Genomic DNA, 20,774 nt, shown 5'->3' with positions numbered 1-20,774 from the left:
TGAACCTCCTTTTATCAAAATCTTTTCGCGGAATTATAACAAATATGATTTGTCATTCATTGTCGTCTGCTTCGCCGTCATTTGGCGCTATGGGCCGGCGATTGAGGCTTTCCCGCTATCAATGGGTAATACAAGAGACGAACGGCTTTCGGCTCAAGACTCCAAAGAGAGCGCGTTCATAATATACATCTCCAGATTGGCTCCGGTTACGCCGCGCTCGACCGCATCGTCGTAAAACTTCGCCACCTTCGCATGAAACGTCTCGAAGTCGTAATAGGGGAAATGGATCTCCCACGCTTTCCTGATCATCTTTTCGGCCATCTTTTCGGTCGACCACTGCTTGAAAATCTGCAGCACACCGAAAAAGAAAAGGGTAAACACCACGGCCATGACGATCGCGATGTGACAGTCTATCTTGGCAAGCAGTTTGTGGAAAATGAGCGCGAGAGGAATCAGAACGAGGTTCCAGACGACTATCATAAAGAGATAGGCTCGCCCAAGACGTAGTTTCATGCCGGGAATCTGCCCCTCCAGTGGCATATTGTCCACCAAGAGCTTGTTCGCCTTCATCAGCTCGTTGAACCGCATCGGATGTTTCGGCTGCGTAAAGAGAAACGGTAACAGTTTTTCGTCTATCACTTTTTCACACATGGTACTCCCCTTCGTAACAGATGATATCGCCCACCGCTCTACCCAGCGAAGAGGCCACGACATGACATTTGACTTTGAGCAGATAGAATGTCGGTCGAGTCGACTTGTCGTTGAGCGATTCGTAATTGCCCATTCCTTTTGAGATAATCAGATCGGCCTCTTCATAATGTTTTCTCATTGTTTCGTTGACTTGCGACAAATCGAGTCCCGGCGTCGTAACGCCACTGTCGATAATTTCGGCCACCTCGTCTATTCCCGCCTCGCTGGCTTCTTTCACCGTCACATCGTTGATGATCGGAACACCCCGTACGACATAGCCGAACCGAACATGAGGAAAGATCGTGTTGAATCTTCGCATCATCACTTTGTCGAACAGGTGCTCGCCCGCATTGTCCCCGATGACCAGTACATTCCGGGCCTGCGCCAGATGTTCCCGCAACCGGGCACTGTCATCGATGGCAAAAGGGGTTTCGAAAACTTTGGCCACCTCCTCTTCAAGATCGAACCGCTCCGTCGCAGCCAGGTCGATCACATTGCCGGCCACGGCCGCTTTCAAAGAGGCATGGAACATGTCGACACTCTTATCGATCATCGATTCGATGTAGGGCAGAAACGCCCTCGCATGCTCCGTCGCTTCCCGCTTGAAATCGCCATAGATATCGTCGGTATGCAGTATCTTCGCAATAAGCGGATAGACACGCGACGCCACCTGGGGCGGTGTCTCTTCGAACGACCATTCGGGTATCATGCAGCCGACTGCATCGAGCACCTCTTTTGTCGTTTTTTCATCGACATGCAGGGTTTCACAGACTCGAAGCGCCTGCGAAAAGATACAGGTAACACACTCCGGTGTCATCTTCATCGTTTCTCCTCCGCATGCTTCTCGACCATTTTTCCCCACATCAATTTGTATTTGCGTTTGACAAACTCCAGCTCCTCGCGCGTCGCATTGAGCTCGTTGGTCAATGTTTCGATCGTTCTGCGATCCTCGTCATAGAGCTCCTGCATCGACATCAGCGCCTCTTTGAGGAACTGGTTTTCATTTTTGAGCGCGTCGAGAGTCTCCTCTTTCGCATCGACCACCTTCTCGTGCATCGAAAGGATCGTACCGATTGTCTTTTCGACAAACTGAAGCCCCTCGCCGGACTGCATGTCGACCTTCAGTACCTCTCCCCGGGAAGGCTGCGCCGCCGGCAGTGTCTCCTGGGCATCGGCTTTGATAAAAATATCGCCATCCTCCTCTTTCGACTCCACCAGGCCGCTGTCTACCATCTCCAGCACTTCGTCGAAATCCTTGCCCGTCAGTTTCGCATAGGCTCTGATATTCAGCCAGGTACTCATCTATTTTTCCTTTTGCTCAAAGCTACTGATGCCAATCAAATGCAACTACCATTCCAATTTCTCGACCATGAAGCATTCAATCTGCCCGACTTTCAAAACGAATACCGGGAGACGATTTTTCAAGAGAGAAAAATCGTCCGAAATCCCCACAGAAATGCCGAAACGGCATTTCGGGAACCGGCGTGAAAGCGGGGCGGAAGGTTGGACGCGAGACCCTCACAACAGGGGGCATCGCCGGAAGTGTCACTTTGAAATCAACACCTCGATCTCCGCCGAATCGGTCTCCACCTTCTTCGCCTTCGCCAGACGATCCTCCGTCAGTTTCACCTTCAGTTCATCGTCGTCGATAGCCAGAATCTGCATTGCCAGATAGGCACTGTTGATGGCACCCGCTTTTCCGATAGCGAGCGTCGCGACCGGCATGCCGGCCGGCATCATAACGGTACTGAGCAGAGCATCCTCGCCGCGAAGATCGGACGAACTCATCGGTACACCGATGACCGGCTTGATCGTCGTTGCCGCCACGGCACCCGCCAGATGGGCCGCCATGCCCGCTGCAGCAATGAAAACGACGGCGCCGCGCTCTTCCGCCTCTTTGATATAGGTTTTCGTTCGGTCGGGGCTCCGATGGGCCGACGAGATGATCAGTTCATACGGAACACCGAATTTTTCCAGCGTCTTGCCGCACTCCTTCATGACCTCATAATCGCTCTTGCTTCCGATGATGATCGATACAAATCTCATGCTCTCTCCTGATTGTTGGATTGAAAACCGAAAATCAAACAATTTGATCTTCGGTTTTCAATTCATCTGTTTTTTCCTTCTCCTCCTTCGGCGGCCTCTCACAATATCTTCTCTCCTCAATCGTCAGCCTGAAATCTCCGAAATCTTTTTTGAGAACAAACCCCAGAAACCAGATGGAGGCAAATATGCCGACCCCCATGTAGATCAGATTGCCGATCAAGGTAATGAGCTGTTTGTCCATACCGAAAAATCCGGCGAAAAAGGCAAAGACCGTAATCAGGACAAGAGAACCGATGAAGGTGGCAACAACCGTGCGCCACTGCCATGCCCACCAGATGCGGATCAGCCGGTTCCGTGTCAACGTCTCATCCATGGAGAGGCTTTCGCAAAAATGTAAATGGCGGAAGAGGTGTCGGCAGCAGAATCGGATTTTCGTTGCCGCTGTGAATACACTCGTAGGTTTTGCCCGTCGGGGTCTCCAGTTTTTCCATCTTCAGCCACCAGCTCCCATCCGTTTTTCGGAATATCGAGCCGCGCTCGTTCTCGACCTGTTCAAGAATCGGCGCAGGCGACAGGATCTCCATTTCGTCACCTTCACAGACCCTGTCCTTGACCAGAAATGCGAGTCCCGCTTCGTCTACCAGTGCTTCGACCTGGTGGGTTCCCTCGCTGATCGAGCTCTCCAGACTCTGCGTCCCCTCACGTTCGAACGGACGGTGGATCAGATAGGCGTCGGTGAACCCGCGATGCTTCGTCGTATGGAGCTCTTTCTGGTATTTTTCGGCATCGAATCTACCGGCGTAGAAATCGTCGATCGCCTGCCGGTAGGCATGGGCCGTCACCGCCACGTAGTAGGGGCTCTTCGTCCGCCCCTCGATCTTGAGCGAATCGATGACACCCGATGCGAGAATCTCGTCGATATGGGAGGCCAGATTCATATCCCTGGCATTCATGATATAGGTCCCCAGCCCCTCTTCCTCTTCAAGCCGGAACGTCACACCCGTTTCCGGATTTTCGGCATAGAGTACATAGGGAAAGCGACAATCGTTGGCACAGCTTCCGCGGTTGGGCACACGCCCACTCTGCAGGGAGCTGATGAGACATCGTCCGCTGTAGGCGAAACACATCGAGCCATGCACGAAGACTTCGAGTTCGAGATCCGGCAGCTCCTGTTTGATCGCCTCCAGATCGCGCAGACTGATCTCCCGCGCCGCGATGATGCGGCTGACACCCAGATCGTAATAGAACTGCGCATCGAGCACATTCATGACATTCGCCTGGGTCGAAAGGTGGATCGGAATGTCGGGTGCCACCTCTTTGGACATTTTCACGAGTCCCGGTGTCGCGATGATGAAAGCGTCCGGCCCCATCGCCGCCATCCTCTCCATATGGTTGCGGTAGAGTTCGAGCTGTGAATTGAACGGAAAGCCGTTGATCGTCACATAGACCTTTTTGCCCAAGGCATGGGCGTAGTCAATTCCCTCCTGAAACGTCTCGTAGGTGAATTCTTTGCCGCTCCGAATCCGCAGCGAAAAGTGGCTCACCCCGCCATAGACGGCATCGGCACCATAGGCGAATGCGATTTTCAGTTTCTCGAGATTGCCGGCCGGCGAGAGAAGTTCCACCAATCTATTTGCCTCCGAACTGAGCGATCAACGCTTCGATATCGTCATTGGAGATCACCTCTTCCGTGCCGGTGTCCCCCTCGATATGACGTGCCGATTTGACACGCTTTTCATCTTCGATATTGCCTTCGAAGAGTGCACTCATGTAGCGGCTGAGCGCCCGCATGATATTGATGACACGCTCGATCTTCTGGCGGTGGATATCCTGGTACTGCATCGTATCCATCGCACCCAGAATCTGCGTATCGGCGCTCTGAAGCATCTCCACCGCCTCGTCACCCAGTTTTCTCAGTTCGGCCGCCTGGTCACCGGCCTGCGCGAATCGGGTGATATGGGGAAACTTTTTCTGTAAAGTGGTAAAAAGATTTTCGAAGTCGTCGGCGATGCTCTGCATCTTTCCGATCGCACCGATCGCACCCTCGACATCGTTGAGCACCACATCGAGCGCATCGAAAATCTCGCTCGCCTTCTCTTCCGAATCGCGTGTGACATCGTCAAGCTGGCTGACAACACGATGCTCTTTTGTCGCCGGTGGCGGCGTAATAACCTCTTCTTCGCCGCCATCCTCTTCCTCCTGTTCGTCAGCAGAAGAGAGATCGAGTTTTTTTTCGACCGGAGAGACATCGTCAGAAAGTGCCTCCGACTCCAGGTCGAGGTCGCCGGCCATCAACGCATCAAGCTCTTCTTGTGTCATCCTATCCCTTTTCGCATAAATCTGTCAGATTATATAGATTTATTCATTTAATTTCAATCCGGTTGACAACCGCGTAGAGTGTCGGTAGATAGAAGAGGTTCAAAATCGTTCCCCAGATGAGTCCGAAACCGATCGCAACGGCAATGGGCTGGAGAATGACCGCCTGGCCCGTCGCAAAGAATATCAGCGTGAAGAGACCGAGAAAGGTCGTGATCGAGGTGATGAGAATCGGGCGCAGACGAAGCGCGGCTCTCTGAAAAAAGGCATGGGTATCGTGTGTGCCATGCAGAAAGTCGAGCATGATGATACCGTCGTTCACGACAACACCGGCAAGGCCAAGAATACCGATAAGCGAAGGCATCGAAAGGTTGATCTCCAGCAGCAGGTGCCCTGCAAGCGCCCCCAGAATCGAAAAGGGGATCACCGACATCACCATCAGTGCATATTTGATTTTCGAAAAGATCAGCAGCAGTGTAATCAGAATCAGAAAGAGTGCGATGGCGACGGCGTGTTTCATCTCTTTGGCGAGCTGCCTGTTCTTCTCTTTTTCACCCATCAGCCGGATTTTTACCCCTTCGGTTTCGATGGTTTTCAGCAGAGGAGCGATCGCGTCGAGCACATCGTTGGCCGTCGTTTGACGTTTGTCGACTGTTGCGAAAACGGTTTTGACGACTTCGCCGTCACGTTTCTTGATCTGCATGAAATCACGTGACTTCACAAAGTCGACAATGTCACGAAGTTTTACGAACCGGCTGTCGGAAAGCGGATAGTCGAAATGCTCCAGACGCGAAATATTGTCTTTTCCGATCTCTTCGGTGCGTATTTCGACGACCCCCTCTTTGCCGAATGTCATCGCCTGGCGCCGTTCGAGAAAATAGCCCGAAAGCAGCCGCGCCACTTCCCCTTCTGTCAGCCCAAGCTTCTCGCCGTAATCATTGATGCGCATCTGCCACTCCATCTTGCCATATTGCAGATTGTCGCTGACACCTGTTACACCGGCGGTTGCGGCGAGCGCCTTTTTGACCCGTTCCATCGCCTTGATGATTTTCTCGTCATCGTTGCCGGAAAAGTTGATTTTGATGTCGTTGCGTATGACACCGATGTGGCGCTGACGGACTCCCAGTTCCTCGAGACGATAGCGTGTTCGAAAGGGTGCGATGATCGTTTCGATCTTCCCGGCGAGCTCGTAGGTCTTGAGTGTACGCCGTTTTTCGGGATCGCGAAAATCGAACGAAAGATTGAGAATGGGGTTCAGATATTGGTTGATCCAGTCGGTATCGACCAGATCGTAGAGCTCCAGGGTGATGTAGAACGATCCGTTGTCCTTTTCGTTTTCACCACCCATCGTCGTACGAGAACCGGCGACGGCGGAGACCGATTTCATACCCAGTTCCTTCCTGTGCTTCAGCAGCGCCGCTTCGATCTCCCTGGCCACTTTGTGTGTCGTTTCGATCGGGGTATTGAGGTCGGTACGCCCCGTAACGTAAATGTAGCGGCTGTCGAATGAAGGGAAAAACTGGAAATGGGTCTGTTTGAGCATCATGACCGTCGCCAGCGGAATACCGAGCACAAAGAGCGCCAGAAAACTCTTTTTGTGGCGGACAATGAACATGAGCGATCGTTCATACTGCTTCTGAAGCGGTCTCCACTCGACCATGCTTCCGCCCTTTTTCAGGAACTCTTTGGTATGCAGGGGAAGAAAAAGGAAGCTTTCGATCAGTGAACCCAGGAGCACCATGATGACGACAATCGGAATCAGAATGATGAAATGGGATATCTCACCGGAGAGGAGGAAAAGGGGCAGGAAGGCGACCACCGTCGTTACCGTCGCCAATGTAACAGGCAGCATCATTTCACGTACTCCGCGCAGCACGGCAGCGTGACGCTCCATCCCTTCGTCGAGATATCGCTGGATATTCTCCGCAACGACCACCGCATCATCGACGACGATTCCGATCACGATCAATGCACCAAGAAGGGATACGATATTGATCGTATATCCCATATAGTAGATAAAAAGCAGACCGATGGCGAACGAAAAGGGAATACCCATCGTCACGATCGCCGCGATTCGGAAGTTGACAAGCAGTGCCATCGTGATAAAAATGAGTATCAGCCCGAACATGATATTCGAAATGATGACGTCGAGTCGTTTTTTGATCGGAACCGACGAGTCGTGGTAGATATTGAATATAAGTTCCGGATACTCCTTTTCCAGTGTTTCGACAAAACGTCCGAGCTCTTTGGAGAGGACAATCGCATCGCCCTCGGATGCTTTGTAGACTTTCAGTGTCACATTGTCGAGTGTATTGAAAGAGGAGAGTGTCGCCGTCTGGGAGAGCCGGCGTGTCACCTCCGCCACATCCCCCAGGCGGATCGTTTTGCCATCGACACGAAGCAGCGCGTTTTCCCATGCCTTCTCCCCTTGCCGGCCATGGACAGTCGAGAGAAAAATATAGTTGCCCGGCTGTTCGATATTGCCGACCGGATAGATGTATGAGAGATTCGAAATGGCGTTGAGCAGCGTTCTCTGGCTGATACCGTATGCTGCGACGGCCTCGGAATCGATCCGTATCAGGATCTCTTCGTCGGAATCGCCATAGATTTTCACCTCGGCGATACCGTCCATATGCATGATTTTGCTTTTTACACTCTTCGCCACATCGATCAACTCTTCACGATTCAACGTTTTGGACGAGAGGGAGAGCGAAAGCAGATCCTGCTTGCGTATCAGCAATGTCGCCACCGGTTCGACCATATCGGCCGGAAGATACTGGCGATTCGCCGCAATGGCATCCTTGACCTTGCTCAACAGATCGATCGGATCGGCATCGTCCGTCAGAGTCAGAATGATATCGAACCGTCCCGGAACGATGATCGTCTCGGTCGTTTCGATGCCGCTGATCCCTTCGATGGCATCCTCGATATCCCGGACTGCCATCTTGTCGAGAATCTTCGCACTCGAACCGGGATACCCGCCGGAGACGTCGATCATATTGAGCGTAACATCGGGAAAGAGCTCTTTCGGAATCTCCCGATAGGCATTGATACCGGCAAGGAGAATAAAAAGCAGAAGAACATAGTTGAGCCGTTTGTTGGTAAGGAAATATTCAATGATTCGCATCTGCCCGTTACGCTCCGGAATTTGATGCCATTATTGTAGCAGAGAGGAAGAGCAATCTGTTATGAAAAGAGGTTCGGCACGAAACGTGATATAATTTAACGCATTATGATTATGAAGGATGCGGACATGAACATATCATCCCAAAGTGCCTATCAGCATCTGGCCCAGTATCAACAGCCGGTGGCCATTCCGGGAAAACCGGATCTCATAACCATACCCGAATTCGAAAAGCCGGAACTTTCGCCGGAAAACAGACTCAAGCTACAGGATCGTATCGCTGAAAAGATCGATGACGTCAAAACGGGTCTGCAGGAACAGAGAGATGCTTTACGGGAATTGACGGTCGGGTATATCGGAACGCAATCGAAAAAGACACAATGGGAGATCTATATGAGTGTCACCACCGAGGCCGACATGGATTCAGACGCACCAAGCGGCATCGAGTTCTATCAGACACTTCGGGATATTCAAAAACAGAACAATGTCGTCAAGGCGTATGCAGCCTATCAGGAAAATGCATTGGAAGCATAACGGATGGATAGCCGGGAAATCCTCGAAATCGTCGCAGAAAAAACGCCGTCCGAATATATCGGAGAGATGCAGGAGACGATCAGCAGTATGGTATGCAACGAAAACCAGCCGATGCCACTCTCCGAGAAAACACTTTACGAGGCATTGGCGCTGAAAGGAGAGTTTCTCGTCCTCAAACTTACGTACGACGATGTCAGACAAGAGCTGAAGGAACAGAAAATCCGACGCAAAATCACACAGTCGCTCAGTATCGTCGCAGTCTACGAAGATGCGGGTCACTCTCTGGATGATATCGAAAATTCCATCAAGTATATCCATGATCTGGTCGATGAAAAACAGAATTTTGTTTTCGGGATCAAACGGGTCGACTCTCTTTCCGAATTTCCCGTAACCATTCTTTTCAGCGGTATTCTGCCGATCAATCAGCTGGAGCTTTACATCGGTGAAGAGATCGACCGCCTCATCCATTCCGACGACGACTATTTCATTCCCCGTTTCAAACAGGTTCGTGACGAGATATCGGAAGTGATCGGCATCCCGATCCTGCCACTCGATCCGAAAACCGACTCCTCACTGAATCCAAGCCGAGCCAGATTGGTCGACGGCACCAATGGACATCTCATCAGTGAGTTCGAAGTTGACCCCTTTACCGATAAAGAGGGGCTTGAAATCTATCTTCTCAAATTTTTCTACATCTATAAAAAACTGGGTGACGACATGCGAAATCGCATGACCTCTCACTCCTGATCGCCCTCCTTTTTCTCGAGTTTCTGAAGCAGGTCGTCAAGTCGACTCAGATTTCCGAAATATTCGCTTTCGCTCATATCACCGGCCCTGTATCGTGCATAAAGAGCCCGGATCCTCTCTTCCACTTTTTCAAGCGTTACATCTGCTCCGTCTCTCTTTTCTCTTTTTTTCTTCTCGTTCCGCATGCCGTTGTCATTGCCGTTCTGCTCCATCTGGACTCCTTCTGGAAAGGTAAAACCATCGAACCTCTTCTTTTCCGAAAGGTGGATATGCGTTGGTTCTTCACAAATCATTGTAAGCATTTCCAGTGAAAAACGTAATAGCATTTTCGAATGCTTTTCTGTATCGAAAATGACCAGAACCCATCTCAAACATCCCTATAGGTGGTAACAGCAATGATTTTGTTCCAGGTCGAGGCGGTACGACGAAGATGTGGCCAAAGCCACATCGGGGAGAACCAACGACGAATCGGGACAAAAACACGCTGCCCGAAGGGTGGCACGCAAAAAGCACACTGGTTTCGTTGAAAAGCTTGAATGTAGCTTCGGCTACACCCTGCACTTTTCGCCTCGCCATCGCACTTTTTGCGTGCCATTCCCGCCTATGGGGATTGTTGGGATAGGTTCTAGAACCCATCTGAAAATTCCGCTATAATCGCGGCATGAATGCATATCTGGAACTTGGAACCGTCAATCGTCTGAAAATCGTCCGTGAAACGCCACACGGTCTCGTTCTCGCAAGCGAAAAGGAGAAAGAGGTCCTGCTTCCGAAGCGTTACGTTACGGAAACGATGAAAATAGGAGATACACTTGATGTCTTCCTCTATACCGACAGTGAAGAGAGAATCGTCGCAACGACGGAGCGTCCCCGTGCGATGCTGGGCGAAGTGGCCGAGATGGAAGTGGTGGATCTCACTCCCCATGGCGCCTTTGTAGACTGGGGATTGCCAAAAGACCTCTTCGTCCCCAGAATGCTCCAAAAAGAGCCGATGCACAGAGGAGAATGCCACGCGATTCTGGTGACGTACGACGAAAAGAGTCACAGGCTGGCAGGTACACAGAAATTCGACCGGCAGCTCGCCAAAGCCTCATCCAAAACGCTGAAACGGAACGAGGCGGTTGACGCCTACATCTTCGGCAAAACGGAACTCGGCTACAAGGCGGTGGTGAACCGGCGCTACGAAGGGCTCATTTTCCATTCGGAGGTCTTCGGTCCCCTTGCCGTTGGCGACACTGTCACTGCTTATGTCAAGCAGGTTCGCGACGACGGCAAAATCGACCTCCTGACCCGCCCCATCGGCAAAAAGAGTGACAATCTGGCCGCCGACAAGGTGATGGCCTGGCTGCACGACCACAACGGAATGCTGCCGCTCAATTACAAAAGCGATCCGGAGCGCATCAAGGAGTTGCTGGGACTCAGCCGAAAAAACTTCAAACGCGCTCTGACAAAGCTGATAGAGGCAGGAAAAATCGAGGTCAAAGAGAACGGCACCTATCTACGAATGAAGAATGGAAAGTGAAGAATGAAGAATTTCGGACGCGGCTGCGCCGCTTCCATTGGTTGAAGGAATTACGATGAGCCTTTTTCAAAAAGAGAAAAACTCAACGCTCAACACTCAGCACTCAACACCCGGCGCCCGAACGGGCGCCCTCGTCATCGACCTGCACAACCACACGGCACGCTGCAATCACGCAGAGGGTTCGATCGATGACTACATCGAAAAAGCGATCGAAGAGGGGATCGATATTTTCGGTTTTTCCGACCATGCACCGATGGATTTCGATCCACGCTACCGTATGGGCTTCGACGAGATGTCCGCTTACGAAACCGACGTCAAACGGGCGCGCGAAAAGTACACCGGCACGATCGACATCCGGCTCGGCTACGAGGTCGACTGGCTGCCGGGCCATATGGACAGGAGAGTGCTCGCCTCCGATGTCGACTATCTGATCGGTTCGGTCCACTTCATCGACAAGTGGGGATTCGACAATCCGGAATTCATCGGAAAATATGAAGGTGCCGACATCGACGGTATCTGGCAGGATTACTTCGACCTGGTCGAAGCGATGGCGAAGGAAGGGAAGTTCGACATCGTGGGGCACCTGGACCTCATCAAAGTTTTCAAGTATGTACCGAAAACCGACGTTCGGCTGATCGCCGAACGCGCGATGGATGCCATCAAATCAGCCGATATGGTCATCGAAATCAACGCGGCGGGATACAGGAAACCGATCGGCGAAGCCTACCCGAGCAGGGAACTGCTGATCATGGCCTACGAACGGGAAATTCCGATCACTTTCGGATCCGATGCCCACAATCCCGAACAGGTGGGATACAAGAAAGAGGAGCTTCACAAACTCGCCAAGTCGGTCGGCTACACCAAAGCGGCCCATTTCAGAAACCGCGACCGGGCGTTTGCCGCGTTTTAGTGGTAATTTCCGAAAAAGAGATCGAAAAATATCCGGAACGAATAGTTGGGCCGGTAATCGTACTGACGATGGAAATTGACGGCCGGAATCATCTCGACATAGAGCCATTTGCGCCAGACACTCCGCCGATAGCCGAATGCCGTGGTGTAGTTATAGATGCCCGGAAAGGTTTCCGTTTTCGTCGACTCTTCCGGCGTATACTCATATTTCGTATTCCCTGCGAACGTCTGGACGATACGCATACCGCTGTGTCTCGTCATACCCCAGTTGTAAGTGAAACCCAGGCCGTAATACATCCCTTTCCTGTGCGCACGCGTTCCGCGACTGAGCTGGATCCTGAACAGTGTATTCTCCCACGGTTCTGTATCGAGATAGAGGTTGGTCCGTTCGGAGAGGTCGTATTTTTCCGAGTATTGGAAGGTTTGAACCGGTTCGACGACCCAGTTTCCGGGTTCGAACACCATGCTGTATCTCGCCCGTACATAAGGATGAAGGCCGCTCAAGCCGAGAGAGTATTTCGAATGGATTCCGAAAGCGCGGGGAGCGAAATAGTTGATTCCGATCTTTGGGGAAACCTCTTCCTTTTCCGGGTCGTCGGAACTTTTTTTGACAAGATTTTCTGCATTGTCTTCATTCAAATCTTCGATAAAAAGGCGCAATCGTTTTTTTGTCCGTGACAGAGGGAGGTGGACCCGGACATGGAAATTGGTTTCGTCGGACTCCAGGGACCGGACCGACGTATCGACGCGCAGCCGAATATAGGTTTGGGATGTTTCGTTGAGATATTTCTGCGTCTGAAAGAATCTGTCGCTGCTCTCCCTCTCCTTTTCCAGAGGAGTTTCATCACTCCGTTTCGTTGCATTCACCTCCTCGCCAAGCAGATTGACAAGGGTTTGATCTATTTTGTCCGACCATTTGACAACCTGATCGGAGAAGCTATCGTGGTACTCGTCTATGAATGTGGCGTTTTCATCCGTCGTATTGGAATCGGCCGAAAGGTGTAGCGTGAGAAGAGCGAGAAAGAGAAGCCGGCCGATCGATACAATCCATCCCGTTTTTTCCATATTCAATCATAACAGGTTTGGGGTCAAATCAAGCTTGTTTTTTGCCTTTCGAAATATTTTTTGCAGTGCCTAAATTTTAATCAACTCTTTCACCTGCCTCTTACCTTTATTTTGTTACAATACCCGATATTTTAAATTTTCCAAGGAGAGAAAATGGGCAAATTTGTCAACAATGTCGACGAGTTCTACCGCTTTTGCGAACAAAACGACGTCAAGTTCGTGGATCTGCGCTTCACGGATATCAAAGGCGCATGGCATCACCTGACCTACCTTCTGAGCGCTCTCGACAAAGATATGCTGACCAACGGCCTTCCGTTCGACGGAAGCTCCATCGAAGCGTGGCAGCCGATCAACAAATCCGACATGATCCTCAAGCCGGATATCGAAACGGCGTTTCTCGATCCCTTCACGGCCGATCCGACGATCATCGTCTTCTGTGACGTCTTCGACATCTACAAAGGGGAACTTTACGAAAAGTGCCCGCGTTCCATCGCGAAGAAAGCGCTCAAGTATCTGGAAGAGAGCGGTGTCGGCGACGTCGCCTTCTTCGGACCGGAAAACGAGTTTTTCATTTTCGAAGATGTGCAGATCAAAGACGAGATCAACGAATCGTTCTATCGTGTCGACAGCGAAGAGGGCGAGTGGAACGACCCGAGCCGCAACGACGATTTCGGCAACATCGGCCACCGCCCCCGCACGAAAGGCGGCTACTTCCCCGTCGCCCCGACCGACAGCATGGTCGACCTGCGCGCCGAGATGATGCAGGTCCTCGAAGAGGTAGGGCTGGAAGTGATGCTCGGACACCACGAAGTGGCGCAGGCGCAGGGCGAGATCGGCGTCAAGTTCGGAACGCTCCTCGAAGCGGCCGACAATGTCCAGAAATATAAATATGTCGTCCGCATGGTCGCCCACCTCAACGGTAAAACGGCCACCTTCATGCCCAAACCTCTTTTTGGCGACAACGGAAACGGTATGCATGTCCACCAATCGATCTGGAAAGACGGCAAAAACCTCTTCTACAAGGAGGGCGAATACGGCAACCTGAGCGAAACAGCGCGCCACTATATGGGCGGCATCCTCAAGCACGCCCAGGCGGTCGCGGCCTTCACCAACCCCTCGACCAACTCCTACAAGCGTCTGATTCCCGGTTTCGAAGCCCCGTCGATTCTGACCTACTCCAGCCAGAACCGCTCCGCCTCGATCCGTATTCCCTACGGAGCCGGCGAAAAAGCGACACGTATCGAAACCCGTTTCCCCGACAGCTCCGCATGCCCCTATCTCGCCTTCACGGCCCTGCTGATGGCGGGAATCGACGGCATCAAGAACCAGTACGAGCCGGTCGGCCCGATGGATATCGATCTCTTCGAACTCACCCTCGACGAAATCCGGGAAAAAGGTATCGAGCAGATGCCACACACTCTGCGCGAAGCGGTTGAAGCGCTGCTCAGAGACAACGACTTCCTGAAACCGGTCATTACCGACAAATTCGTCGACGCATATCAGCACTACAAATTCGAAACACAGATCTGGCCGGATGAAGCACGCCCGACAGCATTCGAATTCAAAACGACCTACTCCTGCTAACCTCTTCCGCGCCTTTTCCGGCGCGGGAGTCTCCAATTTCAATTTATTTTCGTTAACATTCTATTGATAGAGGATTGATGATGCTCGTCTATAATTCTCCCATTCATTTCGATGCGGGAGTCCTCTATGTTATTGAGAGTTATCGCCATGCTTTCCGCCATCATTCTGACGATTGGTTCGGCCATGCAGCAGGCGAAATATGATGAGAACAATGCCAGTCAAAACCGGCTCGAGAAAAGCGTCACTATAAAATAGCGTATAATTAACGCAGAGCATTCACCAAAAAGGTCACGCATGATCAATGTACTTATGATTGAAGACGATATCGATATCAGTTCGCTTTTGACAAAATTTCTATCGCAATACGGCATGAACGTCGAAAGTGTCGAAACACCGAAAGCAGCACTGAATGCCCTGGAACTCGACCATTACGACCTCATCATACTCGACCTGACACTTCCGCAGATGGACGGCTTGGAACTCTGCAAACTGATCCGAAAAGATTACGACATACCCATTATCATATCGAGTGCGCGCAGCGATCTGACCGACAAAATCATCGGACTCGAGTATGGCGCCGACGACTATCTTCCCAAGCCCTACGAGCCCAGGGAGCTCGTCGCACGGATCCAAACGGTCCTGCGCCGCTACCGCCCGACTCTCCAGACCGAAACGAGCGATTTCGAGCTCGACGAAGGCAAAATGCAGATCTTTTTCAAGGGAGAAAAACTCGATCTGACGACAGCCGAATATGAGATTTTACGACTCTTTCTGCTCAATCCCGGTACTGTCCTGACACGTGACTACCTGGCCAACAATGCCGAATCGATCTCCTGGGAGAGCAGTGAACGAACGATCGACGTGATCATCAGCCGTATCCGCAACAAACTGGGAGACAACCCCAAACAACCTCGCTACATTCACTCCATACGCGGTGCAGGATACAAATTTACGCCGTGAACCGCCAATCGATATTTTTCAAGCTCAACCTCTTCTTTCTTTTCAGCGTCGTCGCCCTTATTGCGTTTTTCATCATGACGATACGGGAGTTTCGGGCACAGGAACTCCATCTCATCGAAAAAAAGGTGCTGCACGATGAAGCCGAAATACGAAAAATCATTCTCGAAGAGGGGGATCCCGAAAGAAGATTCAAGGCACGCAAATACAAACTTGTCGAATATCCGGAGGCGATCAAGCCCGACCTCAAGCCGATTTTCGTCAATCCGCCCGGTTCGTTTCCGCTGATCGTCTCGGAGCGAATTCAGGATGGGCGGCTCAGAATCTATCGTGATGATGAAAATCTCTATTTTGAACTGGTCGGCCCAAAACACTCCACGATGATCGCATCCCCCATTGACATCTATCGCCCCAAATGGATACCTCTCCTTTTCGGAAGCATGATCACCATACTGATTCTGCTCTACTGGACGATGCTCCGCAGTCTCAAGCCGCTCAAAACACTGGCGGAACAGATCCGGCGCTTCGGCGAAGGGAACATGAACATTTCGACACGCTCGGAAAAACGGGACGAAATCGCCTTCGTCGCCAACCAGTTCGATGCGGCAGTCAAAAAAATCCGCGCAATGAAAGAGGCCCGTACACTCTTCATGCGCAACATCATGCACGAACTCAAAACACCGATCACGAAGGGAAAACTGAGTGTCGCACTGATGGATGCCGGGGAAGAAGAACAGGTACTGCGGCGTGCTTTCGACCGCATGGAACACCTGATTCAGGAGATGGCGGAAGTGGAGATGATCACCTCCCAGTCGCTCGATCTGGTTTTTGAAAGCTGTGATTTGAAACGGATTGTCGAGGATGTTGCGAAACTGCTTTTCATTCAGGAGATACACACCATCAATTTTGCCTGTCCGCCCTGTAACGTGAAAGCCGACTGCAAAATGCTGACAATCGTTCTTAAAAACCTGATCGACAATGCCATCAAATACTCAATGGACAAACGGGTCGATCTATGCTGTAAGAACGGCAGGATCGAAGTGATCAACCGTGGCGAACCCCTTTCCAAAAACTTCGAAGAGATTATCGAACCCTTTGCAAAAGGGGGACCGGACCACTCCAAAGAGAGTTTCGGTCTGGGCCTCTACATCGTCAAATCGATTCTCGATGCCCATGGTGCCGAACTGACGTACCGATACAAAAAGGGACGGCACCACTTCATCATCACCGGCCTGAAACGGAGCCGGTGATTCTACCCGATCGCTCTGGCGATCAGCCTGTTGAGGCGGGCATTGAAATCGGCAATATCGTCGACCTCGATACCTGCCGCCATCTTCGCCTCGTCAAGCACAACATGCGCAATGTCGCGTGTAACCGTTTCGTCGTTTTTTTCGAGAAGCTTTTTGAAGATCTCGTTCTCCGGATTGATCTCCATAATCGGCTTGGGTGTCGGCACCTCCTGACCCATCTGACGCAGAATCTGCTGCATCGCGATATCGGGGTCACTCTTGTCGAACACCACACAAGCGGGTGAATCTTTCAATCGACTGGTCAGGCGGATATCCTTGACACTCTCGCCCAGCTCCGCTTTCATCGCCGCTATGATGGAGGCATACTTCTCTTTCGTTTCGTCGCTGACTTCTCCCTCCTCTTCGACATTGGCGATATTCTCGAGCGGCGTACCATCATACTCCGTCACCGTCGGCATGACGATCGCGTCGACTTCGTCGTCGAAGAGAAGCACCTCGATATCTTCTTCTTTATATTTCTCCAGCAGCGGGGAGTGGCGGAGCAGGTTTTCATCCTCTCCCATAATGAAGTAGATCTTCTCCTGCCCCTCTTTCATCGTCTCCTTGTACTCTTTGAGCGTGACATATCCGTCGCGTTTGCTCGACTTGAAGAGCATCAGATCGAGCAGTGCGTCACGGTTTTCGAAATCGCTGTAGATTCCCTCTTTGAGCGCTTTTCCCATCTCCATGAAGAAGTTTTCGTAGGCTTCTCGATCTTTTTCGAGCAGCTTTTTGAGTTCGCCAAGAATCTTTTTGATGCTCGCTTTTCTGATCTTCGAGAGAATGATGTTCTCCTGGAGAATCTCCCGGCTGACGTTGAGCGGCAGATCCTCGGCATCGATGATGCCCCGGACAAAACGGAGATAGGTCGGCAGAAGCTCGCGATCCTCGTCGGTGATGAAAACCCGTTTGACATAGAGTTTCACGCCCGGCTGATAGTCGACCCGGAAGAGATCGATCGGCGCTTTTTTCGGAATATAGAAGAGCGTGTAGTACTCCAGCGTTCCTTCCGCACGGGTATGGATCCATAGCAGAGGATCTTCGCTGTCGTGGCTGATTTGTTTGTAGAACTCTTTGTAGTCCTCCTCTTTGAGTTCGCTCTTGGAAAGGCGCCAGAGCGCCGAGGCTTTGTTGATCTGCTCCTCTTCCCCCTTTTCGTTTTTCAGGTAGATCGGAAAGGGGATATGGTTGCTGTATTTCTCCACGATACTTTTGATGCGCCAGTCACTGGCGAACTCGTCGGCATCGTCACGTAGATGGAGCGTGATATCGGTGCCGTACCCCTCTTTCGCTGTCTCCTCTATCTCATATTCGCCATGCCCTTCGCTGACCCATCTCCACGCCTTCTCTTCGAGCGGCTTGCGGCTGACGACTTCGACCTTCTCGGCAACCATGAAGGAGCTGTAGAACCCGACGCCGAACTGCCCGATCAGATGGCTGTCCTTTTTCGCGTCGCCCGTCAGGCTCTCGATGAAACTCTTCGTACCGCTTTTGGCGATGGTCCCCAGGTTTTCGACCATCTCCTCGTCATTCATGCCGATTCCCGTGTCGCTGACCGTCAGAATCTTCTTCTCCTTGTCGTAGGAGACGACGATTTTCGACGGCAGATCGAGCTCTTTGTATCTCTCGTCGGTCAGTTTCAGGAATTCGAGTTTGTCCAGTGCATCGCTGGCGTTGGAGATGAGCTCCCTCAAAAAGATCTCTTTGTTCGAATAGAGCGAATGGACCATCAGGTGAAGCAGCTGGTTCACTTCCGTCTGAAATTCGTGTTTCGACATGGCAAAACTCCTCGTTTTTTTGATGGAATTTTACAATGTTGATATTAACAATGTCAAGTTTTGTCATGCTCAACAATTCAATGTTGGAGCACAACAGAAGATATGGCATCCTGTTCTCTTTTATCAGCGATTACTCCGCATTAATTTGTTATCATGTACAAATTTTCAGGAGGTGGCTCATGAGAGAACGGTTGAAACTGCTGACAGCTCTTTTGGCGGTGGTATTGATGTTTTCCGGTTTTTTCGGTGGGGACAAGAGCAAAGAGGAGATTAAAAAAGCGCGACAAGAGATTCAAAAAATGAGCCGCGAAACACTTCAGTTGCTCTACAAACATGCACCGGAAGCACGCAGCCGGATCAAACACGCCTATGGATATGCCACTTTTTCGAATGTCGGCATCAACGTATTCCTGTTATCCACAGAAAACGGTTCCGGACTGGCGCACAACAACAAAACCGGCAAAGATATCTATATGAAGATGTTTTCGGGTGGCGTCGGACTCGGACTCGGTGTCAAAGATTTCCGTATCGTCTTTATCTTTGACAACAAAAAGGTTTTCGATGAATTCATCAACAGCGGATGGGAAGCGAATGCGCAGGCCGATGCCGCGGCAAAGGCGGAAGAGAAGGGCGGTGCGGCAAGCGGTGCCGTCACGGTAGCACCCGGTGTACATATCTACAAACTGACCAAAAACGGTCTGGCACTGCAGGCAACGATTCAGGGCACCAAGTACTGGAAAGACGACGAGCTTAATTAAGGTTTGAGCGTTATCTGTCCGAGACAGCTGGCACGGGCCAGCTCATTTTTGAATGGAAGCGGCAAAACCGCTTCCATCATTCTTCCTTCAACTCCCCTGCCGGACTGACGAACTGGTCATTCAGTTTTCTGATAGCCGCTTTGCTGTAATCCATAATATGTTCGAGTTTCTCGGCGGCACGGCGGCTCCAGCCTTTGAGCCAGATACGCAGAATCGGGCGATACCACTTGGTATTCTGTTTGATCGCTCTGGCAATCTTTTCATCTTTTTCCAGCCAACGTTTCAACTCCTTCTTCGCAAAAAGTTTCCGGTATCGGAAATGAAGAAACAGAACCACCGCAATGAGAACACCATAAACCACACCGATCATGGCCGACGAGGGGGGAATGATGCCTGACGCAAGCAATCCCCCTGCGCCACCGGCGAGAAGGGCGACAGTGACGATATCGGCCATCATTACGCGCCGTCCCCAACGATTGAGTGAATCTTGCAACAACGGCAGTTTGTCGTTGACGATCTCTTTGGCGAAATCCTCCAGTGCTTTGGAGATACGATAGGCCCGCTCGATTTTGACCCCCTCCATTCGTCCGATGATCTTCTCCATATCCTCGTCTCTCTTTCGTCTCAGCCGCTCCTCCACAGCCTGATCCTCGATCGGATTGGCCACCTCTTCGTTGTAGATGGCAAAAAAGTTCCCCGAAATCAGCCCCTGCTGCGAAAGCGCCCTCTGCCACGCTCCGATGACATCTTCGAGGTTGTCTTCACGTGCCGTCGTATCGATCTGATTCAGGATATAGAGGATCTTGTCGCTGTCGCGTTTGCCTACCGTCGCCCCCACCAGATGCTGCAGTGTATCACGCATGGCGCCCGGTTCTGGATGGCGTGCATCGAAGAAAATCAGTACCAGATCACTCATCCCGATAATATGGTCGGTAATGCGCAATATCGAATCGCGTTGTGCATCGGCGTCGAAACCCGGTGAATCGATAAGAATCTCTCCTTTGATCGCATCCGATTTGACCGTTTTGAGCTGAAGATAGAGGTTGACGCGGTTGCCTTCCCCTTTCTCCACCTTCTCGACCTCTTCGCTGATATTGTAGAAGGGGAAACGCGGATCGGCGTCGAGGGCGAGGCCCGGCAGCGTCATCGGTTTTTCATTGGTGCCGTAGGTGATGACGGTAAACTTGTCATCGACCGCCTGGTTGCCGCTCTCCTGGACTTTCACACCCAGATAGCTGTTGATGAATGTCGACTTGCCCGCGGAAAAGGTTCCGAGCACCGAAATGAGTGGCCACCAGGAAATATTGGCGGTGTAACTCTCTTCGGGAGTCAAAAATCCCAGTGCATGGGCAGTTTTGTCCAACTCTTCATACTGTTTGATGACATCGAGCAGGACGGGATTCTCTTCGCTCAGGTGCTGCTTCAGTTTTTTGTATCGTTCTTTGGGTGTCATGGGTT

21 protein-coding genes are annotated in these 20,774 nt (G+C 51.4%); 9 read left to right on the top strand and 12 right to left on the bottom strand.

Annotated features, from left to right (window positions below; genetic code table 11):
* Positions 1-153 precede the first annotated feature (153 nt).
* The 8 genes from Q1K24_RS00625 to Q1K24_RS00590 form a co-directional block, all read right to left on the bottom strand.
* Positions 154-651 (bottom strand): hypothetical protein, encoded by a 498-nt coding sequence (locus Q1K24_RS00625; protein ID WP_300364601.1) that lies wholly within the window; start codon positions 649-651, stop codon positions 154-156.
* Positions 644-1,513 (bottom strand): ARMT1-like domain-containing protein, encoded by an 870-nt coding sequence (locus Q1K24_RS00620; RefSeq protein WP_300364599.1) that lies wholly within the window; start codon positions 1,511-1,513, stop codon positions 644-646. Before Q1K24_RS00620 ends, Q1K24_RS00625 begins: the two co-directional genes overlap by 8 nt.
* Positions 1,510-1,992 carry a DUF3972 domain-containing protein gene (locus Q1K24_RS00615; protein ID WP_300364597.1) on the bottom strand — a complete coding sequence of 161 codons (483 nt, stop codon included), beginning with the start codon at positions 1,990-1,992 and terminating at the stop codon, positions 1,510-1,512. Before Q1K24_RS00615 ends, Q1K24_RS00620 begins: the two co-directional genes overlap by 4 nt.
* A 243-nt stretch (positions 1,993-2,235) precedes the next feature.
* Positions 2,236-2,736 carry a 5-(carboxyamino)imidazole ribonucleotide mutase gene (purE, locus tag Q1K24_RS00610; protein WP_300364595.1) on the bottom strand — a complete coding sequence of 167 codons (501 nt, stop codon included), beginning with the start codon at positions 2,734-2,736 and terminating at the stop codon, positions 2,236-2,238.
* Between the two features lie 34 nt (positions 2,737-2,770).
* Positions 2,771-3,109 (bottom strand): hypothetical protein, encoded by a 339-nt coding sequence (locus Q1K24_RS00605; protein WP_300364593.1) that lies wholly within the window; start codon positions 3,107-3,109, stop codon positions 2,771-2,773.
* Positions 3,102-4,364: a peptidase U32 family protein gene (locus tag Q1K24_RS00600; RefSeq protein WP_300364591.1), complete on the bottom strand. Its 1,263-nt coding sequence runs from the start codon at positions 4,362-4,364 to the stop codon at positions 3,102-3,104. Before Q1K24_RS00600 ends, Q1K24_RS00605 begins: the two co-directional genes overlap by 8 nt.
* 1 nt (position 4,365) lies before the next feature.
* On the bottom strand, positions 4,366-5,055 hold the full coding sequence (locus tag Q1K24_RS00595; RefSeq protein ID WP_300364589.1) for a chemotaxis protein: 690 nt from the start codon (positions 5,053-5,055) through the stop codon (positions 4,366-4,368).
* Positions 5,056-5,098: 43 nt separating this feature from the next.
* Entirely contained in the window at positions 5,099-8,179 is a 3,081-nt protein-coding gene (locus Q1K24_RS00590) for an efflux RND transporter permease subunit (RefSeq protein WP_300364587.1), read from the bottom strand.
* 126 nt (positions 8,180-8,305) lie between these two features.
* Between Q1K24_RS00590 and Q1K24_RS00585 the strand changes: the two genes are divergently transcribed.
* Together Q1K24_RS00585 and Q1K24_RS00580 are read left to right on the top strand one after the other, a co-directional pair.
* The gene (locus tag Q1K24_RS00585) at positions 8,306-8,710 is read left to right on the top strand and encodes a hypothetical protein (protein ID WP_300364585.1); all 405 of its coding nucleotides are present in this window, start codon (positions 8,306-8,308) and stop codon (positions 8,708-8,710) included.
* A 3-nt stretch (positions 8,711-8,713) separates the two neighbouring features.
* The gene (locus Q1K24_RS00580) at positions 8,714-9,457 is read left to right on the top strand and encodes a hypothetical protein (RefSeq protein WP_300364583.1); all 744 of its coding nucleotides are present in this window, start codon (positions 8,714-8,716) and stop codon (positions 9,455-9,457) included.
* Here Q1K24_RS00580 and Q1K24_RS00575 read toward each other — a convergent pair.
* A complete protein-coding gene (locus Q1K24_RS00575; protein WP_300364581.1) occupies positions 9,448-9,669 on the bottom strand; it encodes a hypothetical protein in 222 nt (73 codons plus the stop codon). The genes Q1K24_RS00580 and Q1K24_RS00575 overlap by 10 nt on opposite strands.
* Before the next feature lie 449 nt (positions 9,670-10,118).
* On the opposite strand from Q1K24_RS00575, the gene Q1K24_RS00570 reads away from it, so the two are divergent.
* Positions 10,119-10,976, top strand: a complete 858-nt coding sequence (locus tag Q1K24_RS00570; RefSeq protein WP_300364579.1) for a S1-like domain-containing RNA-binding protein — start codon at positions 10,119-10,121, stop codon at positions 10,974-10,976.
* A 55-nt stretch (positions 10,977-11,031) separates the two neighbouring features.
* Positions 11,032-11,886, top strand: coding sequence for a histidinol-phosphatase (locus Q1K24_RS00565; protein WP_300364577.1), 855 nt, complete (start codon positions 11,032-11,034; stop codon positions 11,884-11,886).
* Here the strand turns inward: Q1K24_RS00565 and Q1K24_RS00560 are convergent.
* The gene (locus tag Q1K24_RS00560; protein ID WP_300364575.1) at positions 11,883-12,950 is read right to left on the bottom strand and encodes a hypothetical protein; all 1,068 of its coding nucleotides are present in this window, start codon (positions 12,948-12,950) and stop codon (positions 11,883-11,885) included. The two genes, Q1K24_RS00565 and Q1K24_RS00560, sit on opposite strands and share 4 nt — an antisense overlap.
* A 153-nt stretch (positions 12,951-13,103) precedes the next feature.
* On the opposite strand from Q1K24_RS00560, the gene glnA reads away from it, so the two are divergent.
* The 4 genes from glnA to Q1K24_RS00540 all read left to right on the top strand — a co-directional run bounded on the left by glnA (position 13,104) and on the right by Q1K24_RS00540 (position 16,741).
* The gene (glnA, locus tag Q1K24_RS00555) at positions 13,104-14,534 is read left to right on the top strand and encodes a type I glutamate--ammonia ligase (RefSeq protein ID WP_300364573.1); all 1,431 of its coding nucleotides are present in this window, start codon (positions 13,104-13,106) and stop codon (positions 14,532-14,534) included.
* A gap of 126 nt (positions 14,535-14,660) precedes the next feature.
* Positions 14,661-14,789 (top strand): hypothetical protein, encoded by a 129-nt coding sequence (locus tag Q1K24_RS00550; RefSeq protein ID WP_300364571.1) that lies wholly within the window; start codon positions 14,661-14,663, stop codon positions 14,787-14,789.
* A 39-nt stretch (positions 14,790-14,828) separates the two neighbouring features.
* Positions 14,829-15,494, top strand: coding sequence for a response regulator transcription factor (locus Q1K24_RS00545; protein WP_300364569.1), 666 nt, complete (start codon positions 14,829-14,831; stop codon positions 15,492-15,494).
* Positions 15,491-16,741, top strand: coding sequence for an ArsS family sensor histidine kinase (locus Q1K24_RS00540; RefSeq protein ID WP_300364567.1), 1,251 nt, complete (start codon positions 15,491-15,493; stop codon positions 16,739-16,741). The genes Q1K24_RS00545 and Q1K24_RS00540 overlap by 4 nt, the downstream gene beginning before the upstream one ends.
* Before the next feature lie 2 nt (positions 16,742-16,743).
* On the opposite strand, the gene htpG is transcribed toward Q1K24_RS00540, so the two are convergent.
* On the bottom strand, positions 16,744-18,558 hold the full coding sequence (gene htpG / locus Q1K24_RS00535; protein WP_300364565.1) for a molecular chaperone HtpG: 1,815 nt from the start codon (positions 18,556-18,558) through the stop codon (positions 16,744-16,746).
* 179 nt (positions 18,559-18,737) lie between these two features.
* On the opposite strand from htpG, the gene Q1K24_RS00530 reads away from it, so the two are divergent.
* Positions 18,738-19,316 carry a hypothetical protein gene (locus Q1K24_RS00530; protein ID WP_300364563.1) on the top strand — a complete coding sequence of 193 codons (579 nt, stop codon included), beginning with the start codon at positions 18,738-18,740 and terminating at the stop codon, positions 19,314-19,316.
* Positions 19,317-19,392: 76 nt separating this feature from the next.
* Here Q1K24_RS00530 and Q1K24_RS00525 read toward each other — a convergent pair whose 3' ends face one another.
* Positions 19,393-20,769, bottom strand: coding sequence for a dynamin family protein (locus tag Q1K24_RS00525; RefSeq protein WP_300364561.1), 1,377 nt, complete (start codon positions 20,767-20,769; stop codon positions 19,393-19,395).
* Between the last annotated feature and the right edge of the window lie 5 nt (positions 20,770-20,774).

Origin of the sequence: Hydrogenimonas sp. (assembly GCF_029932565.1) — a bacterium.
GTDB lineage: Bacteria > Campylobacterota > Campylobacteria > Campylobacterales > Hydrogenimonadaceae > Hydrogenimonas.
Note: the sequence above shows the minus strand (reverse complement) of the source record. Positions and strands in the feature narration are given on the sequence as shown.

What these genes read in the sequence shown, in the direction of transcription:
- Q1K24_RS00625 (WP_300364601.1), bottom strand. Translation starts at nt 651, where the DNA reads ATGTGTGAAAAAGTGATAGACGAAAAACTGTTACCGTTTCTCTTTACG.
- Q1K24_RS00620 (WP_300364599.1), bottom strand. Translation starts at nt 1,513, where the DNA reads ATGAAGATGACACCGGAGTGTGTTACCTGTATCTTTTCGCAGGCGCTT.
- Q1K24_RS00615 (WP_300364597.1), bottom strand. Translation starts at nt 1,992, where the DNA reads ATGAGTACCTGGCTGAATATCAGAGCCTATGCGAAACTGACGGGCAAG.
- purE (WP_300364595.1), bottom strand. Translation starts at nt 2,736, where the DNA reads ATGAGATTTGTATCGATCATCATCGGAAGCAAGAGCGATTATGAGGTC.
- Q1K24_RS00605 (WP_300364593.1), bottom strand. Translation starts at nt 3,109, where the DNA reads ATGGATGAGACGTTGACACGGAACCGGCTGATCCGCATCTGGTGGGCA.
- Q1K24_RS00595 (WP_300364589.1), bottom strand. Translation starts at nt 5,055, where the DNA reads ATGACACAAGAAGAGCTTGATGCGTTGATGGCCGGCGACCTCGACCTG.
- Q1K24_RS00590 (WP_300364587.1), bottom strand. Translation starts at nt 8,179, where the DNA reads ATGCGAATCATTGAATATTTCCTTACCAACAAACGGCTCAACTATGTT.
- Q1K24_RS00585 (WP_300364585.1), top strand. Translation starts at nt 8,306, where the DNA reads ATGAACATATCATCCCAAAGTGCCTATCAGCATCTGGCCCAGTATCAA.
- Q1K24_RS00580 (WP_300364583.1), top strand. Translation starts at nt 8,714, where the DNA reads ATGGATAGCCGGGAAATCCTCGAAATCGTCGCAGAAAAAACGCCGTCC.
- Q1K24_RS00575 (WP_300364581.1), bottom strand. Translation starts at nt 9,669, where the DNA reads ATGGAGCAGAACGGCAATGACAACGGCATGCGGAACGAGAAGAAAAAA.
- Q1K24_RS00570 (WP_300364579.1), top strand. Translation starts at nt 10,119, where the DNA reads ATGAATGCATATCTGGAACTTGGAACCGTCAATCGTCTGAAAATCGTC.
- Q1K24_RS00565 (WP_300364577.1), top strand. Translation starts at nt 11,032, where the DNA reads ATGAGCCTTTTTCAAAAAGAGAAAAACTCAACGCTCAACACTCAGCAC.
- Q1K24_RS00560 (WP_300364575.1), bottom strand. Translation starts at nt 12,950, where the DNA reads ATGGAAAAAACGGGATGGATTGTATCGATCGGCCGGCTTCTCTTTCTC.
- glnA (WP_300364573.1), top strand. Translation starts at nt 13,104, where the DNA reads ATGGGCAAATTTGTCAACAATGTCGACGAGTTCTACCGCTTTTGCGAA.
- Q1K24_RS00550 (WP_300364571.1), top strand. Translation starts at nt 14,661, where the DNA reads ATGTTATTGAGAGTTATCGCCATGCTTTCCGCCATCATTCTGACGATT.
- Q1K24_RS00545 (WP_300364569.1), top strand. Translation starts at nt 14,829, where the DNA reads ATGATCAATGTACTTATGATTGAAGACGATATCGATATCAGTTCGCTT.
- htpG (WP_300364565.1), bottom strand. Translation starts at nt 18,558, where the DNA reads ATGTCGAAACACGAATTTCAGACGGAAGTGAACCAGCTGCTTCACCTG.
- Q1K24_RS00530 (WP_300364563.1), top strand. Translation starts at nt 18,738, where the DNA reads ATGAGAGAACGGTTGAAACTGCTGACAGCTCTTTTGGCGGTGGTATTG.
- Q1K24_RS00525 (WP_300364561.1), bottom strand. Translation starts at nt 20,769, where the DNA reads ATGACACCCAAAGAACGATACAAAAAACTGAAGCAGCACCTGAGCGAA.